General features: G+C 61.8%; 12 protein-coding genes. 7 read left to right on the plus strand and 5 right to left on the minus strand.

The genetic code is table 11. The features are described from left to right. Nucleotides 1–396: 396 nt before the first annotated feature. Nucleotides 397–612, plus strand: a complete 216-nt coding sequence (gene rmf, locus PspR32_RS17790; RefSeq protein ID WP_010223328.1) for a ribosome modulation factor — start codon at nucleotides 397–399, stop codon at nucleotides 610–612. Nucleotides 613–708: 96 nt separating this feature from the next. On the opposite strand, the gene PspR32_RS17795 is transcribed toward rmf, so the two are convergent. Continuing rightward, nucleotides 709–1,731 carry a quinone-dependent dihydroorotate dehydrogenase gene (locus PspR32_RS17795; protein ID WP_159388968.1) on the minus strand — a complete coding sequence of 341 codons (1,023 nt, stop codon included), beginning with the start codon at nucleotides 1,729–1,731 and terminating at the stop codon, nucleotides 709–711. Nucleotides 1,732–1,883: 152 nt separating this feature from the next. Between PspR32_RS17795 and PspR32_RS17800 the strand changes: the two genes are divergently transcribed. From PspR32_RS17800 to cobA, 5 genes are all read left to right on the plus strand, one after another. Beyond that, nucleotides 1,884–3,098 carry a CmpA/NrtA family ABC transporter substrate-binding protein gene (locus tag PspR32_RS17800; protein WP_159388969.1) on the plus strand — a complete coding sequence of 405 codons (1,215 nt, stop codon included), beginning with the start codon at nucleotides 1,884–1,886 and terminating at the stop codon, nucleotides 3,096–3,098. 14 nt (nucleotides 3,099–3,112) lie between these two features. Continuing rightward, nucleotides 3,113–3,688 carry an ANTAR domain-containing response regulator gene (locus PspR32_RS17805; protein WP_010223325.1) on the plus strand — a complete coding sequence of 192 codons (576 nt, stop codon included), beginning with the start codon at nucleotides 3,113–3,115 and terminating at the stop codon, nucleotides 3,686–3,688. A 150-nt stretch (nucleotides 3,689–3,838) separates the two neighbouring features. Continuing rightward, nucleotides 3,839–5,050 carry a nitrate/nitrite transporter gene (locus tag PspR32_RS17810; protein ID WP_100782020.1) on the plus strand — a complete coding sequence of 404 codons (1,212 nt, stop codon included), beginning with the start codon at nucleotides 3,839–3,841 and terminating at the stop codon, nucleotides 5,048–5,050. A 10-nt stretch (nucleotides 5,051–5,060) separates the two neighbouring features. Further along, nucleotides 5,061–6,731, plus strand: a complete 1,671-nt coding sequence (locus PspR32_RS17815) for a bifunctional protein-serine/threonine kinase/phosphatase (protein WP_159388970.1) — start codon at nucleotides 5,061–5,063, stop codon at nucleotides 6,729–6,731. 29 nt (nucleotides 6,732–6,760) lie between these two features. Continuing rightward, a complete protein-coding gene (gene cobA, locus PspR32_RS17820; protein WP_010223321.1) occupies nucleotides 6,761–7,564 on the plus strand; it encodes a uroporphyrinogen-III C-methyltransferase in 804 nt (267 codons plus the stop codon). On the opposite strand, the gene PspR32_RS17825 is transcribed toward cobA, so the two are convergent. Beyond that, nucleotides 7,475–9,853, minus strand: coding sequence for a penicillin acylase family protein (locus tag PspR32_RS17825; protein ID WP_232531754.1), 2,379 nt, complete (start codon nucleotides 9,851–9,853; stop codon nucleotides 7,475–7,477). The genes cobA and PspR32_RS17825 overlap by 90 nt on opposite strands. A gap of 239 nt (nucleotides 9,854–10,092) precedes the next feature. On the opposite strand from PspR32_RS17825, the gene PspR32_RS17830 reads away from it, so the two are divergent. Next, complete coding sequence (locus tag PspR32_RS17830) at nucleotides 10,093–12,216, plus strand: tryptophan 2-monooxygenase oxidoreductase (RefSeq protein ID WP_159388971.1); 2,124 nt, start codon at nucleotides 10,093–10,095, stop codon at nucleotides 12,214–12,216. Nucleotides 12,217–12,280: 64 nt separating this feature from the next. On the opposite strand, the gene PspR32_RS17835 is transcribed toward PspR32_RS17830, so the two are convergent. The 3 genes from PspR32_RS17835 to PspR32_RS17845 all read right to left on the minus strand — a co-directional run bounded on the left by PspR32_RS17835 (nucleotide 12,281) and on the right by PspR32_RS17845 (nucleotide 14,934). Further along, nucleotides 12,281–13,318, minus strand: coding sequence for an OmpA family protein (locus PspR32_RS17835; protein ID WP_159388972.1), 1,038 nt, complete (start codon nucleotides 13,316–13,318; stop codon nucleotides 12,281–12,283). Between the two features lie 110 nt (nucleotides 13,319–13,428). Further along, complete coding sequence (sigX, locus tag PspR32_RS17840) at nucleotides 13,429–13,995, minus strand: RNA polymerase sigma factor SigX (protein WP_010223317.1); 567 nt, start codon at nucleotides 13,993–13,995, stop codon at nucleotides 13,429–13,431. Between the two features lie 114 nt (nucleotides 13,996–14,109). Beyond that, nucleotides 14,110–14,934, minus strand: coding sequence for a mechanosensitive ion channel family protein (locus PspR32_RS17845; RefSeq protein ID WP_010223316.1), 825 nt, complete (start codon nucleotides 14,932–14,934; stop codon nucleotides 14,110–14,112). Nucleotides 14,935–14,936: the final 2 nt, after the last annotated feature.

Genomic DNA, 14,936 nt, shown 5'->3' on the forward strand with positions numbered 1-14,936 from the left:
AAAGTCTTTGATTGCCGAGCAGAATGAAAAATTCAGGTAAAAAACCGGGAAAAATGACCCTTCGTCGTTTTACCTTCGTTGTTACAAATTATCACATGGCAATGGCCAGATGATTTCGTTTCAGACCAAACCCTGATCATAGCGGGCTTTGCGCCAGATCCTAATCAGACGCATTTATTTACTTATCCTGTGACCCTATGAAAGGTTACGTCCTTATGACAAAACGATCATTCACACTGTGTCGTGCATTGGTTAGAACTGATCTCAGGTTGTCACCGCAACGGTACAACACTTCCGCTCGCGACGCCGGCAGCGAGCGCAAACCGGCAGAACGATTCTGCCCGACCTTCTAGAGGTCGACGGGACATTACAGTCAACAAGTGAGGGCAACACCCTATGAGAAGACTTAAGCGTGATCCGTTGGAACGAGCTTTTTCACGTGGCTACCAATATGGGGTCACCGGCAAATCCCGCGAGCTTTGCCCCTTTACTCTACCGTCTGTACGTCAGGCATGGATCAATGGCTGGCGCGAAGGACGCGGCGACAACTGGGACGGTATGACCGGCACTGCGGGTATCCATAGACTCAACGAACTTCACGCCGTTGGCTGAACGAGGAACTGAATCCGATTACCATGCACGCCCCATCCGGGCGGCGGGCTAAGGCCCAGGGGCCCCTTGAGGGGGCCCTTTTTTATGCCTGCCGTTTCAGCGTGGCAAGGCTGCGATGGCATCCACTGCCTCACGGATCAGGGCCGGCCCCTTGTAGATGAACCCCGAGTAGATCTGTACCAGGCTGGCACCGGCGGCAATCTTCTGCGCCGCATGCTTGCCTTCGGTAATCCCGCCTGCGGCAATGATCGGCAGCTTGCCGCCCAGCTCGCCGGCCAGCACCTTGACAATATGGGTGCTTTTTTCCAGCACCGGCGCGCCCGACAGGCCACCCGCCTCATCACCATGCAACAACCCTTCGACGCCTTCGCGGCCAAGGGTGGTGTTGGTGGCGATTACCGCGTCCATGCCTGCCTCGAGCAGGGCCGAAGCCACCAGCGCGGTTTCTTCATCGCTCATGTCCGGGGCGATCTTGATTGCCAGCGGCACATGCTTGCCGCGCTCGCTCACCAGTTGCGAACGGCGCTCGGCCAGGGCGTCGAGCAGTTGCTTGAGCGAATCGCCGAACTGCAGGCTGCGCAGGCCCGGGGTGTTGGGCGAGCTGACGTTGACGGTGATGTAGCTGGCCTGGTCATAGACCTTGTCGAGGCAAATCAGGTAGTCGTCGACCGCGCGCTCGACCGGAGTGTCGAAGTTCTTGCCGATGTTGATACCGAGAATGCCACGGTATTTGGCCGCACGTACCCGGTTGAGCAGGTTGTCGACACCCAGGTTGTTGAAACCCATGCGGTTGATGATCGCTTGCGCTTCCGGCAGGCGGAACAGGCGCGGCTTGGGGTTGCCCGGTTGCGGACGCGGGGTAACGGTGCCGATCTCGACAAAACCGAAACCCAGTTGGGCAAAGCCGTCGATGGCCGCGCCGTTCTTGTCCAGGCCTGCTGCCAGGCCGACCGGGTTGGCAAAGTTCAGGCCCATGACGGTGACCGGCAAAGAGGCCGGCGCCTTGGTCAGCAGCCCGTTGAGGCCCAGGCGGCCACCGGCGCCGATCAGGTCCAGGGACAGGTCATGGGAAGTCTCCGGGGAGAGCTTGAACAGCAACTGGCGGGCCAGGGTATACATGGGCGGGCTTAGCTCGACGTGAGTGAGGGGGCGATTATAGCGGTGGCGTCGTCCGGGGGACAGGGCCGCCTTGGCATATGCGTTGCTAGATCCCTCTTACAACGCCTGCCACGCGAGCGGTACGGCCTGACCTTCGACACAGGCGCAATGACGTGACCAACCCTATTCCCGCAACTTCCCTGGCCTGGGTCAACGGCAGCGATGCCCCGGAAAAGCCCAGCCTGAATCTCGGTTTCATGGCCCTGAGCGATTGCGCCTCGGTGGTGGTGGCTGCCACCCAGGGCTTCGCCCAGGCCTACGGCCTGAGCCTGAACCTGCAGCGCCAAAGCTCCTGGGCCGGCCTGCGTGACAAGCTGGCCAGTGGCAAGCTGGATGCCGCTCACAGCCTCTATGGCCTGATCTATGCGCTGCAACTGGGCATCGGCGGTAGCGCGGCCACCGACATGGCGGTGCTGATGGGGCTGAACCAGAACGGCCAGGGCATCAACCTGTGCGCGGCATTGCAACGCCAAGGCGTGACCAGTCCCGAGGCACTGGAGCATTTCGTGCACCAAAGCAGGACAAAACTGACCTTTGCCCAGACCTTTCCCACCGGCACCCATGCCATGTGGCTGTATTACTGGCTGGCCAGCCAGGGCATCCACCCGTTGCTTGACGTCAACAGCGTAGTGGTGCCGCCTGCACAGATGCTCGCGCACCTGCAAGCCGGACGCATCGATGGCTTTTGCGTCGGTGAACCCTGGTCGGCGGGCGCCATCGAGCAGGGCCAGGGTTTTACCCTGGCTACCAGCCAGTCGATCTGGCCGGACCATCCGGAAAAGGTCCTGGGTTGCACCCGGGCCTTTGTCGAACAGTACCCGAACACCGCCCGGGCCCTGGTGATGGCGGTGCTGGCCGCCAGTCGTTTCATCGAGCAGAACAACGAAAATCGGCGCAGTACCGCGCAGCTGCTCAGCGGCAAGGCGTACCTGGATGCACCGCTGTCGAGTATCGAGCCACGCCTGCTCGGCCAGTACCAGGACGGCCTGGGCAACCAGTGGCATGACCCCCACGCCTTGCGCCTGCACGATGAAGGCCGGGCCAACGTGCCATACCTGTCCGATGGCATGTGGTTCATGACCCAGTTCCGCCGCTGGGGCTTGCTGCGCGAAGATCCCGACTACCTCGCCGTGGCCCGCCAGGTCCAGCAACTGGCGCTGTACCGCGATGCCGCCACAGCGATCGGCGTGCCCTGCGCAGGCCCCGACATGCGCAGCAGCCCACTGATCGATGGCAGCCATTGGGATGGCAGCGACCCGTATGGCTACGCCCGCAGCTTTCGCCTGCATGCACTGGCGGAACCGCCAGCCACCCTCGCCCGCCGCTGAAAGGAGACGCCACCATGCTGCGAATCCTGTTGATCGACGACACTGCGAAAAAAGTCGGTCGCCTCAAGGCCGCCCTGGTCCAGGCCGGGTTCGAGGTGATCGAAGAGTCGGGCCTGACCATCGACCTGCCGGCGCGCGTCGAAACGGTGCATCCGGACGTGGTGCTGATCGATACCGAGTCACCGGGCCGGGATGTCATGGAGCAAGTGGTGCTGGTCAGCCGCGACCGGCCGCGGCCGATCGTCATGTTCACTGACGAGCACGACCCCGGCGTGATGCGCCAGGCCATCCAGGCCGGGGTCAGCGCCTACATCGTCGAAGGCATCCAGGCCACGCGGCTGCAGCCGATCCTTGACGTGGCCATGGCCCGCTTTGAAAGCGACCAGGCGCTCAAGGCCCAGCTGCAGGCCCGCGACCAGCAACTGGCGGAGCGCAAGCGGATCGAGCTGGCCAAGGGTCTGTTGATGAAAATGAAGGACTGCAACGAAGAACAGGCCTACACCCTGATGCGCCGCCAGGCCATGAGCAAGCAACAAAAGCTGATCCAGGTGGCCGAGCAGATCATTGCCATGAGCGACCTGCTCGGCTGAGGCATTCTGGCCCGGCTCTTGCTATCAGCAAAGGACAGGTAGCCAACGGCGGTTGCCCCCTTCACGACAAAGACGTCGCACCCCCACTCGCGCAAGCGGGTCGGGTGGCGACGTCTTTTTCGTTTCCGTCCCTGTTCAACGAGGTGTTCGATGAATACGAGTTTCTGGAAGTCCGGGCATGTCCCTACCCTGTTCGCCGCCTTTTTGTACTTCGACCTGAGCTTCATGGTCTGGTACCTGCTCGGCCCGCTGGCGGTGCAGATCGCCGCTGATTTGCAACTGACCACCCAGCAACGCGGCCTGATGGTCGCCACGCCAATCCTTGCCGGGGCGATCCTGCGCTTTGTCATGGGCCTGCTGGTGGACCGGCTGTCGCCCAAGACCGCCGGGCTGATCGGCCAGGTGATTGTCATCGTCGCACTGTTCTGCGCCTGGCGCCTGGGCATCCATAGTTATGAACAAGCCCTGTTGCTCGGGGTGTTCCTCGGCGTTGCCGGGGCCTCGTTTGCCGTATCGCTGCCGCTGGCCTCGCAGTGGTACCCGGCCCAGCACCAGGGCAAGGCCATGGGCATCGCTGGCGCCGGCAACTCCGGCACCGTGTTCGCCGCGCTGCTGGCCCCGGCCCTGGCCGCAGGCTTTGGCTGGAACAACGTCTTCGGTTTTGCCGTGATCCCGCTGCTGCTGACCCTGGTGCTGTTCAGCCTGCTGGCGCGCAACGCCCCCGAGCGGCCCAAACCCAAAGCCCTGGCCGACTACCTCAAGGCCCTGGGTGACCGTGACAGCTGGTGGTTCATGTTCTTTTACAGCGTTACCTTCGGCGGCTTCATTGGCCTGGCCAGCGCCCTGCCCGGCTACTTCAACGACCAGTACGGCCTGAGCCCGGTGACCGCCGGCTACTACACTGCCGCCTGCGTATTCGCCGGCAGCCTGATGCGCCCGTTGGGTGGCGCCCTGGCTGATCGCTTCGGCGGTATCCGCACCTTGCTGGCGATGTACAGCGTCGCCGCCATCTGCATTGCCGCCGTCGGCTTCAACCTGCCCAGCGCGGTGGCCGCCCTGGCCCTGTTCGTCAGCGCCATGCTCGGCCTGGGTGCCGGCAACGGCGCGGTGTTCCAGCTGGTGCCGCAACGTTTTCGCCAGGAAATCGGCGTGATGACCGGGCTGATCGGCATGGCCGGCGGCATCGGCGGCTTCCTGCTCGCCGCGGGCCTGGGGACGATCAAGCAGCACACTGGCGACTATCAGTCGGGCCTGTGGCTGTTCGCCAGCCTCGGCATCCTTGCCTGGTTCGGTCTGCACGGCGTCAAGCAGCGCTGGCGCACCACCTGGGGCTCGGCGGCGGTGACCGCGGCGCGGGTCTGAGGGTTACGCCATGAGCCTGCAACTGAGCTTCGCCCAGGCTAGCGCCAGCGGCCCCCGGGAGGAAAACCAGGACGCCCTGCGCCTGGTGACCCCCAACCCGGAACTGGCCGCCAGCAAAGGCTACCTGTTCGCCCTCGCCGACGGTGTCAGCCAGTGCGCCGATGGCGGCCTGGCGGCGCGGGCCAGCCTGCAGGCGCTGGCCCTGGACTACTACGCCACCCCCGCCACCTGGGACGTGGCCCAGGCCCTGGACCGCCTGCTGCTGGCGCAAAACCGCTGGCTGCGCGCCAACGGCGGCGGCCAGCCGTTGCTGACCACCCTCAGCGCCCTGGTGCTGCGCGGGCGGCGTTTTACCCTGGCGCATGTCGGCGACTGCCGGATCTACCGCTGGGCTGCCGGGCAGCTGCAACGCATCAGCGAAGATCACGTCTGGGACCAACCGGGCATGCAGCACGTGCTCAAGCGCGCCCTGGGCCTGGACCAGCACCTGCAGGTCGATTACCTGGAAGGCGAGCTGCAGGCTGGCGAATGCTTCGTGCTGCTCAGCGACGGTGTCTGGGCCAGCCTCAGCGAAGCGCAGATCAGGGCCGTGCTGCGCGAACAGATCGACCTGCAGGATGCCGCCCAGACCCTGGTCAGCTCGGCCCATCACAGTGGCAGCCAGGACAACGCCAGCGCGCTGCTGGTGCGGGTCGAGCGACTGGGCGCCAGCAACCTTGGCGACTCCCTGGCGCAACTGCAGCAATGGCCGCTGCCGCTTGCCCTGCGCTGCGGGCAGACGATCGACGGCTGGAGCGTCGAGCAACCGCTGGGCCACAGCCGCCAGTCCTTGCTGTACCGCGTGCGCGACCACCAGCAACAGGCGTGGCTGCTGAAAACCCTGCCTGCAGAGCGCAAGGATGAACCCGGCGCATTGCAAAGCCTGCTGCTGGAAGAATGGTTCCTGCGCCGGGTGGCCGGGCGTTACTTCCCCGAAGTGCACCTGGCCAGCCAGCGCCAGCACCTGTACTACCTGATGCGCGAATACCCCGGCCAGACCCTGGCGCAACTGTACGCCGCCAGCGGCCCGCTACCGCTGGCGCAGTGGCAGTCACTGGCCCAGCAACTGCTGCAGGCCGTAGGCACGCTGCATCGGCGCAATATCCTCCACCGCGACATCAAGCCCGAAAACCTGCACCTGGGTGATGACGGCCAACTGCGCGTGCTGGATTTCGGCCTGGCCTTCTGCCCGGGGCTCTCCGAAGACCGCGCCCATGAGCTGCCGGGCACGCCATCGTTCATTGCCCCGGAAGCCTTTGAAGGCGAGCCGCCCAGCCCCCGGCAAGACCTGTACAGCGTGGGCGTAACGCTGTTCTACCTGCTCACCGGGCACTACCCCTATGGCGAAATCGAAGCCTTCCAGCACCCCCGTTTCACCCAGGCGGTCAGCGCCGCACGCTATCGCCCGGACCTGCCCGAGTGGCTTGAGCACAACCTCGCCCAGGCACTGCTCAGCGATCCACAACAACGCTTTGAAACCGCCGAGCAATGGCTGTTGCTGCTCGAACAGGGCGAGCGCCAGCAACTGAGTGTGCGCCCGCGGCCATTGCTTGAACGCGAGCCCCTGAAGGTCTGGCGCAGCCTGGCACTGCTGTCTTTGCTCCTTAATCTGATCCTGCTGATCTGCCTGTTCAAAGGCTGATGGCCAATACTGCCGATGAGGAAATCACCATGAATGCAAAAGTCTGGCTGGTAGGCGCGGGCCCGGGCGACCCGGAGCTGTTGACCCTGAAAGCTGTGCGCGCGCTGGGGCAAGCCGCTGTCGTGATGATCGATGACCTGGTCAATCCGGCCATTCTGCAACACTGCCCCGACGCCCGGGTCATTGCCGTGGGCAAACGCGGCGGCTGCCGTTCCACGCCACAAGCCTTCATCCAGCGCCTGATGCTGCGCCATGCCCGTCAGGGGCGTTGCGTAGTGCGCCTCAAGGGCGGCGATCCTTGCATTTTCGGCCGTGGCGGCGAAGAAGCCTGCTGGCTACAAGCACGCGGCATAGAAGTCGAAGTGGTCAATGGCATTACCGCCGGCCTCGCCGGTGCCACCCAGTGCGGCATTCCCCTGACCCTGCGCGGGATCAGCCGTGGCGTCACCCTGGTCACCGCTCATACCCAGGATGACAGCCCATTGAACTGGCAGGCGCTGGCGGCGTCAGCGACAACCCTGGTGATCTACATGGGCGTAGCGCGCCTGGCCGATATCCAGCAGCAACTGCTCGCCGCCGGCATGCCGGGCAGCACGCCGGTGGCGATGATCGAAAACGCCTCGCTACCTGGGCAGCGCGCCTGTCGCAGTCCGCTGTACCAGCTCCTGCAACGCGCCGCCGAATTCGAGCTCAAGAGCCCGGCGGTGCTGGTGATCGGCGAGGTGGTCAATGCCGCTGGCGCACTAGAGCTGCAGCCGCAAGCGCTCGACGGTGTGGCGCTCGATCTCGTCTTCGCTCAACCAGGTACGCCGCTTGCGCTGCTCGCGCAGTAGCGGCACCTGGTCGTCATAGTGCTTGCCAGGGCTGCCATCGGCGGCGATAAATCCGGATTGCCCGGGTGCCGCCAGTTCGAAGCCGCTGACCTTGCCCTCGCTGAGCACGACCATGTTGTTTTCAGTACCCAGGTTCATGCTTGGCGCCAGGGCCTGCTCTTCGCGTTGCAACGCTTGCGGGACGCCCAGGAAGTTCTTGTGGGCAAAGCGCAAGGTCGAGACCCCCTGGCGCCAGGCCGACACCTGCGGGCCTTGTTCGCGCTTGAGCTGGGCAACGCTCAGGCGCAATGCCTGGAGCATCAGCTCATCGACGTTGTGGCCTTTGAACAGATCGAAGGGCAAGGACTCGCCTTGCTCTTTTGCCGTCAATGCCCGGTACAGCACCTTGGTGCCCACCGAAATATTGTGACTGCCCGGCGAGCTGGCGCCGGGGGCGCTGTAACCGGTGTCGGTAAACCAGCCGGCCTGCGCGGGCGGCAACTGATCGGCCAGGGTCAAGTCAAGCATCTGCCCGAGCCAACGCCGAAAAATCGCCGTGGCGGGCTGGTCGTAGAAACCGTCGCGATTGCGGTCCAGGTCCTGATAGTCCCAGGCCGCCAACGCCTGGTGGACGGCAGCGAACTCTGCTGGCAAGCGTTCGCTCAGCGCCAGCAGGCGCGGCATGAAATAGCGCGCATTGGGGTCCTCGAACGCGGCCTCCATCATCAGGCTCCAGGCTTGCTCCGGGGTGAAACGGGCTTGCTGGCGCAACCGCTCGTCGAGCACTGCGTATCGATCGGCAGCACCCCAGGCATACCACCATTGGTCCGGCCCGGGGAAGCCCTCTGCCGGCTGGTTGTTCCAATTGGCAATGTAGCCACTGGCCGGATTGAACACCTGCGGATTGGAAGCGAACGGCAGGAAACCCTGCCATTCATAGTCACCATTGCCGGGCATCGGCAAGCGACTGTCATGCCCTTGCAGACGCACCGGATAACGACCGCCGAGGGCATAGCCAATGTTGCCTTGCTGGTCGGCGTAGTACCAATTGACGTTGATCGCCGAGCGCTCCACCTGGGCCAGCCACTGCGCGTGATTGCCGGCCTTGGCCACCTGGTTCCAGGCCATCAGGGTCGCCAGCTCCTGGCCTTCCCAGCCGCGGCGGCGAGCATAGGCCACGCCCTGTTCGGGCAGATGCTCGAACACCGCACCCTGGGCACTGCGATACACCGTGAGCTGTCGGGGCGCTTCACCTTTGACCGCAATCGTTTCGACCCGCCGCTCAAAATCCCGATAGCGGCCCTGGAACCAATACTGGTTCGGGTTCTGCGGGTTGAGCTGGAGCCGATAGACATCGACGTTATCACCCGCGCCCCAGGTGCTACCCCAGGATATCTCGCGGTTGTGACCGAACTGGATCAGCGGATAGCCAAACGGGCTGTTGCCAACCGCATCGTAGCCTGCCCCATGCAGACCGATTGAATAAGTGTAAGCGGGTTGAAAAAAGCCGAATTGCGGACCGTTGACCAGGATTGCCCGGGCATCGGCGCTCTTTTTTGCCCCCAGGACGATGATATTGCTGAAACCGCGCCCGCTACTGGGGTCTATCGGGTGAACGGCACGCATCGGCAACGGTGGCTCCACTGCCGTGCCTGCTGTCCGTGGCACCACCGCCGCACTTCGCCGTGCCGGGTCCCACTCGCCGCGGGCGATAGTGGTCGGCGCCTGTGGGTCGTCATTGGCCAGCAGCAATTCGAACAATGACTGTCCGCCCTTGAGCCCATGCTTTTCGATCAGCCCGGCCAGCAGGTTCTGGTTGTCCAGTTCAGTGTTGTAATCACCAAAACGGTTGATCATCGAGCCGACGTAAACCATCGCCACATCAAACGCCGTCCAGGGCCTGGGTTGGAATTGGTAATACGAAAACTGCTTGGGCAACACGCTGTCGGGGCGCTGTTCAATCTCGCCAAGATGGCGGTTGATACCCTCTGCGTAGCCCTGGAGTATCTGCAGCTCCTGAGGGGCCAGCGCAGCCAGCTGTCGGGCAATGGCCTGTGGCGAATATTGCCGGCGAATACCCTCATCGAAGGCCAGGTAGTCGCGCCCTAGCACCTCGGCCACCCGCCCCTGGGTGGTGCGCCGAGACATCTCCAGTTGAAACAGGCGGTCTTGGGCGATGGCGTAACCGTAGCCGTAGAACAGCCGGTAAGGACTGTCGGCGTAGACATGCGGCGTACCCCATTCATCACGCTTGATCAGGATGTCACCTTCAGGCTGTTGCCCGGCAATCTGGCAGCCCGCCATTGCCATGAGCACACCCAGCAATCCCCCAAGACGCAGTAGATGACACATTCAATCCCCAGATAAGATACAAATTATTTGCCTTCACGGAAATAACCGTATCACTTAAGGCTAGCCTTCCCGCCAAAGGAAGTTTGTCCAAGCGTTACAGACTCGCCTCGCAAAGGCTGGACTACACTGAACCAACTCCGCAGGGAAGTAAGACAGACAGTAAGTACTCGGAGCTTACTTTCTTCGGAGAAACCGCCATGAGCGTTACTGTCATCTGGAACTGGGCCCGTTCGGCCCAAATGCCCAACAGCGAAACCATTGCCAATCTGGTAGAGCGATCACGCTACTACCGCCATCCCGACTCGGTGCACATCGCCTACCCCACCACGGTTGACGCCCCCCTGGGCGAGCTTCCCGTCGGCCGCCATCGCATCGCCATCGTCGGCGCCGGTGTGGCGGGTATTACTGCCTTGTACGAGCTGTCACGCACGCTCACAGGGGGTGCGCAGATCGAAGTCGACCTGTACGACAACGATCCGGATCACTTCCTGCACGAGCAGCCAACCAACGGCCACAAGCGAGGTGTGCGCACTGCGGGTAAAAGAGCCGGCCGAGTCAGTGCAGCCAGGGCGACGACCGGCCTGGGTGGCAGTGAAACTGAAAGATCGGTGTACGAAATCGGCGCCATGCGCTTCCCGGAAATTGCCGGGCTGACCTGGCTCTACGCCAGCCGGGTATTCAACCCGACGACTCAGGTCAATGTCTTCCCCAATCCAGGCAAGGTCGCGACCGAATTCGTCTTTGCCGATCGCGTTGATCGTTATGGCAATGGTCAATGGCAGGATCCGCAATCCCCCACTCGGCAGGTGTTTGCCCTGGTGCTCAAGTATTTCCCGGGCGTGAACATCGAAAACGGTGAACTCACCGGCGCCTCGCTGTTCAAGATCGGCAGCCGCGACCCCGCTGTGGTTGCCGGAATTCTGGCGCAAGCAGCACCGGCCGCCGGCGAGCTGGACAGGATCGAAAGGGACTGGGCCACCTTCATCCAGGACTATGACGCCACGACCTTGGCCGGGGCAATCAGAACAATCATGGAGCATGCCAGCGCTCAGGCAGAGCTGCCGGTTATCGCTGGCTTGAACACAACCGAAACGGTGAACTACTGCGTGGAACTGTTCGGTCGCTTCGGTTTCGGCACTGGTGGTTTCAAACCGCTGTACAACATTTCCCTGGTGGAAATGATGCGCCTGGTGCTGTGGGACTACAGCAACGAGTACACCTTGCCGGTGAAAGAGAATGTGCAGTTCATCGAACGGCTGTTCCAGGCTGCACAGTCCATAGGCGGTAGCCAATTGACGGTCAACTTCCGCAGCGCCCGCGTCAGTGACGTTTATCACAGCACCCAGACGGGCAATCGCTGCGCCAATGTCTGCTACTACCCAGCCGATACCCCGCAGCCGGCCCTGATCGAAGCCAGCTACGACTATGTCGTGCTGGCCATGCCCCAGGATCAGCTCAGCCCGCTGGTCAAACGCGCCGGTCACAACCCAGAGGTTACGCCCAGGCTCCAGGTCGGTGATCGGTATCTCGGCTTGCAGCCTCGCACGGTCATCAACACTCAGCCTTCTCTGCAATTGAGCCGGGCCTATAGCGCTCCCAACGCACGCATGGCCAGCGCCATCAGCCAGTTGCACATGACCCGCACCTCGAAAGTATTCGGCCTGATTCATAACGATGAAAGCAGCGGGCCCGAGGTGCCGACATTCAACGGCAGTCCCATCCAGGCCGTGGTCAGCGACACAGGGCTTGCCGCCAGCTACATCGTTCCCAGCACCCTGAGCGGCCAGCCATACTCAAGCTTCCTCGCCAGCTACAGCTGGGACGACGACTCGACCCGCCTGCAACATGACTATGACCAGTACCCGCAAAACCCTGACAACGGCAGTGAACAGCAAAGCCCCCATTACATGTTCCAGCGCATGGTCAATCGGGTCGACCATGAGCTCTACGACCCCGACACCGAGGGCTACAAGCGCTGGTGGTTCGGTGCGCTGCTGAACAAGGTCGAAGGTGATGGCCGCCTGGTGTTCGACTGGACCACCAACACCAGTGCCGGCGGCTTCAAGCTGGACATGTGCGGCGATCACTACCAGAGCAATCTGTGTTTCCGCTATCACACCCATGCGCAAAACAGCACCCTGGATAACCGTTTTTTCCTCGCCTGTGACAGCTACAGTCACCTGGGAGGCTGGATTGAAGGGGCATTCATGAGTGCGATCAATGCAGTGGCGGGGGTTGTGGTCGCCGCCAACGACGGTTCGCTCAACAGCCTCAATGTCGAGGCGCGCAAGCTGTTCACCACCTTGGCAGCGGTTGCCTGAGGGGCAAATCGCAGGCAAAGAAAAGCCCGGCCTAGGCCGGGCTTTTCAGTAGGGCTTGGACCAATTACTTGGCTTGGGCTTCTACTTGTGCTTCTACGCGACGGTTAACAGCGCGACCAGCGTCGGTGGCGTTGTCAGCAACCGGACGGGTTTCACCGTAGCCAACCGACTCAACGCGGCTCGACTCAACACCGTACTGGTTGGTCAGAACCTGCTTAACGGCGTTTGCACGACGCTCGGACAGCTTCTGGTTGTAAGCGTCAGGACCGACGGAGTCAGTGTGACCTTCAACAGTGGTGGTGGTCTGTGGGTACTGCTTCATGAAGTCAGCCAGGTTCTTGATGTCGCCGTAGCTGTTTGGCTTGACGACCGACTTGTCGAAGTCGAACTTGACGTCCAGCTCAACACGTACGACTTCGGCAACAGCCGGGCAGCCGTCAGCGTCAACGGTAACGTTGGCTGGGGTGTCAGGGCACTTGTCGACGTTGTCGCAGACGCCATCGTTGTCGCTGTCGGAGCAGACTTCAGCAACTGGAGCAGGAGCGGCTTCAACCTTGCCACCGCTACCACCGAAGTTCAGACCCAGACCAACGGTCGGACCCCACTCGGTGTTGCCGTTGTCGATGTTGTACATGGCTTCAACGCCGGCACGGGCGAAGAACATGTCGGTGATGTACCACTTGGCGCCAGCGCCAACGTTGGCGAAGGTGGAGTGGTCACGGCCGCTGCGCTCAGCCTGGCCCAGGCTCTCGTGAGCGAAACCAGCCGAAACGTACGGACGCAGAGCGTCGCCGACGGTACCGAAGTGGTAGGTCGCGTCCAGCTTGGTCTTGGAGCCTTTGATGTCTTTGTTGAAGACTTCACCACGAGCGTTGTGAGTCTCGTTGTAGCCCAGGTCCAGGGACAGGTCGTCGGTCAGGAAGTAACCAAGGCGAACACCTGGATTGGTGCCAGTGTTCTTGAAATTGCGCTCGCTATCGTAGTACTGCTTGGTGACGTTGCCTTCAATTTCGACCGCGCCTTGGCCTTGTGCCAGAGCGCCGAAGGAAGTTGCGGCTACAAGAGAACCAATGGCCAAGCCCAAGGTGTTTTTCAATTTCATCCGTTAAATCCCCATCTGGTGATAGTTAAGCAGTCCCACCAACATCCGGGGGACAACTCGACGGCAAGTTTAGCAGAACTTGCCGGTACGTTAGAGATATTTGCGCGCCACTAAGTTTCAGTGAGGCCCGCAAATTTCTCACGTAGCTTGTCAAGCGCACGCTTGTACCGCATTTTCGTTGCGCTCAGGCCCATGTGCATGATATCGGCGATCTCCTGGAATTCCAGCTCTGCGACAAATCGTAGCACCAGAATCTCGCGGTCAATCGGATTGACATGCACTAGCCATTTGTCCAGCCCGCCTTTCTCTTCCGGTTTAGGCGCCTTCTCTTCCGAGGCCTCCTCGAGCGGATCAAGACTCAAGGCATCCATCAGTCGACGTTTGCGCCGCTCCTTGCGGTACTGGGTGATGCATTCGTTGTAGGTGATGCTGTAGAGCCATGTCTTGAACTTCGATTTGCCCTCGAAGTTCTTCAGCCCATAGAGCACCTTGAGCATCACCTCCTGACAGACATCGTCAGCGTCCCGATCGTTCCCTAAATAACGTGCACAGACGTTAAAAAGGGTCCGTTGGTAGCGGCGCATGAGCTCCTCATACGCGCGAGTAACATGAAACAGCTCCTCATGCGAACGCGCCACCAACTCCTCATCAGTGAGCTCGCGGGGGTCGTAACGCATGGGCAGCGAGTGAACTTTATTCAAAACGGATCTGGCCGACAGTCAGGTCAATGTCGCCGCATACCCCTGCCTGGGGCATTTTTGCGGCGGCATACATTAGCAGGATTTGCCCGGTTAGCGGCTATTGACTCGCTGTTCGAGCAGAATCCGGTTGGACAACGAGACCAGCTCGCCGTCGTCGGTCAGCAGGGTCGTCTTGACCGTGCCGATCTCCTCGATGTGCCCTTCGACCTCGCCAATCCGCACGTGTTGGCCCACTTGATACAGTTCACGCACGTAAATTCCAGCCAGAATCTGCCCGGCAATTTCCCGGCTGCCCAGGCCCATGGCCAGCGCCACGGCCAGACCAACGGTAATCAAACCGATGACGATCACGTGGTTGAGCAGGTCGGTCTTGACCTCGAGCTGGCTGATTGCCACCGAGATACTGATGATAATCACCAGGCCCTGGGCGATACGCCCAACACCTGCGGCATACTCCAGACCGATGCCTTCGGCGGCACCGCGCACCAGGCCGTTGACCAATTGCGCCAGCAATACGCCCGCCAGCAGCACCAACGCCGCGCCGAACACTTTCGGCAGGTACAGGGCAAGCATGTCGAGAGTCGCCGAGACGCGCTCAAGGCCAAGGGATTCAGCGGCCGAGACAAGGAAAATCAGCAGGACGAACCAGTAGACGATCTTGCCGATCAAGGTCGAGATCGGCACTTGAATGCCAACCCGGCTGAGCATCTTGGTCAGGCCGGTGCCGCCCATCAGGCGGTCCAGGCCGAGCTTGGCCAGCAGTTTCGACAGCAAGGTGTCGAGCAGCTTGGCCACGACGAAACCGAGCAACACCACAACCAGGGCGCCGAACAGGTTGGGGATGAAGTTCGCCACTTTGGTCCACAATGCTGTCATGGCAGTGACCAGGCTCTGGGTCCAGAGATCAAGTTCCATAT

The organism is Pseudomonas sp. R32, from assembly GCF_009866705.1.
Taxonomy (GTDB): domain Bacteria; phylum Pseudomonadota; class Gammaproteobacteria; order Pseudomonadales; family Pseudomonadaceae; genus Aquipseudomonas; species Aquipseudomonas donghuensis.

Coding starts and splice junctions, on each gene's coding strand:
- PspR32_RS17795 (WP_159388968.1), bottom strand. CDS start 1,731: ATGTATACCCTGGCCCGCCAGTTGCTGTTCAAGCTCTCCCCGGAGACT.
- PspR32_RS17845 (WP_010223316.1), bottom strand. CDS start 14,934: ATGGAACTTGATCTCTGGACCCAGAGCCTGGTCACTGCCATGACAGCA.
- PspR32_RS17815 (WP_159388970.1), top strand. CDS start 5,061: ATGAGCCTGCAACTGAGCTTCGCCCAGGCTAGCGCCAGCGGCCCCCGG.
- PspR32_RS17810 (WP_100782020.1), top strand. CDS start 3,839: ATGAATACGAGTTTCTGGAAGTCCGGGCATGTCCCTACCCTGTTCGCC.
- sigX (WP_010223317.1), bottom strand. CDS start 13,995: ATGCGTTACGACCCCCGCGAGCTCACTGATGAGGAGTTGGTGGCGCGT.
- PspR32_RS17835 (WP_159388972.1), bottom strand. CDS start 13,318: ATGAAATTGAAAAACACCTTGGGCTTGGCCATTGGTTCTCTTGTAGCC.
- rmf (WP_010223328.1), top strand. CDS start 397: ATGAGAAGACTTAAGCGTGATCCGTTGGAACGAGCTTTTTCACGTGGC.
- PspR32_RS17805 (WP_010223325.1), top strand. CDS start 3,113: ATGCTGCGAATCCTGTTGATCGACGACACTGCGAAAAAAGTCGGTCGC.
- PspR32_RS17825 (WP_232531754.1), bottom strand. CDS start 9,853: ATGGCAATGGCGGGCTGCCAGATTGCCGGGCAACAGCCTGAAGGTGAC.
- PspR32_RS17830 (WP_159388971.1), top strand. CDS start 10,093: ATGAGCGTTACTGTCATCTGGAACTGGGCCCGTTCGGCCCAAATGCCC.
- cobA (WP_010223321.1), top strand. CDS start 6,761: ATGAATGCAAAAGTCTGGCTGGTAGGCGCGGGCCCGGGCGACCCGGAG.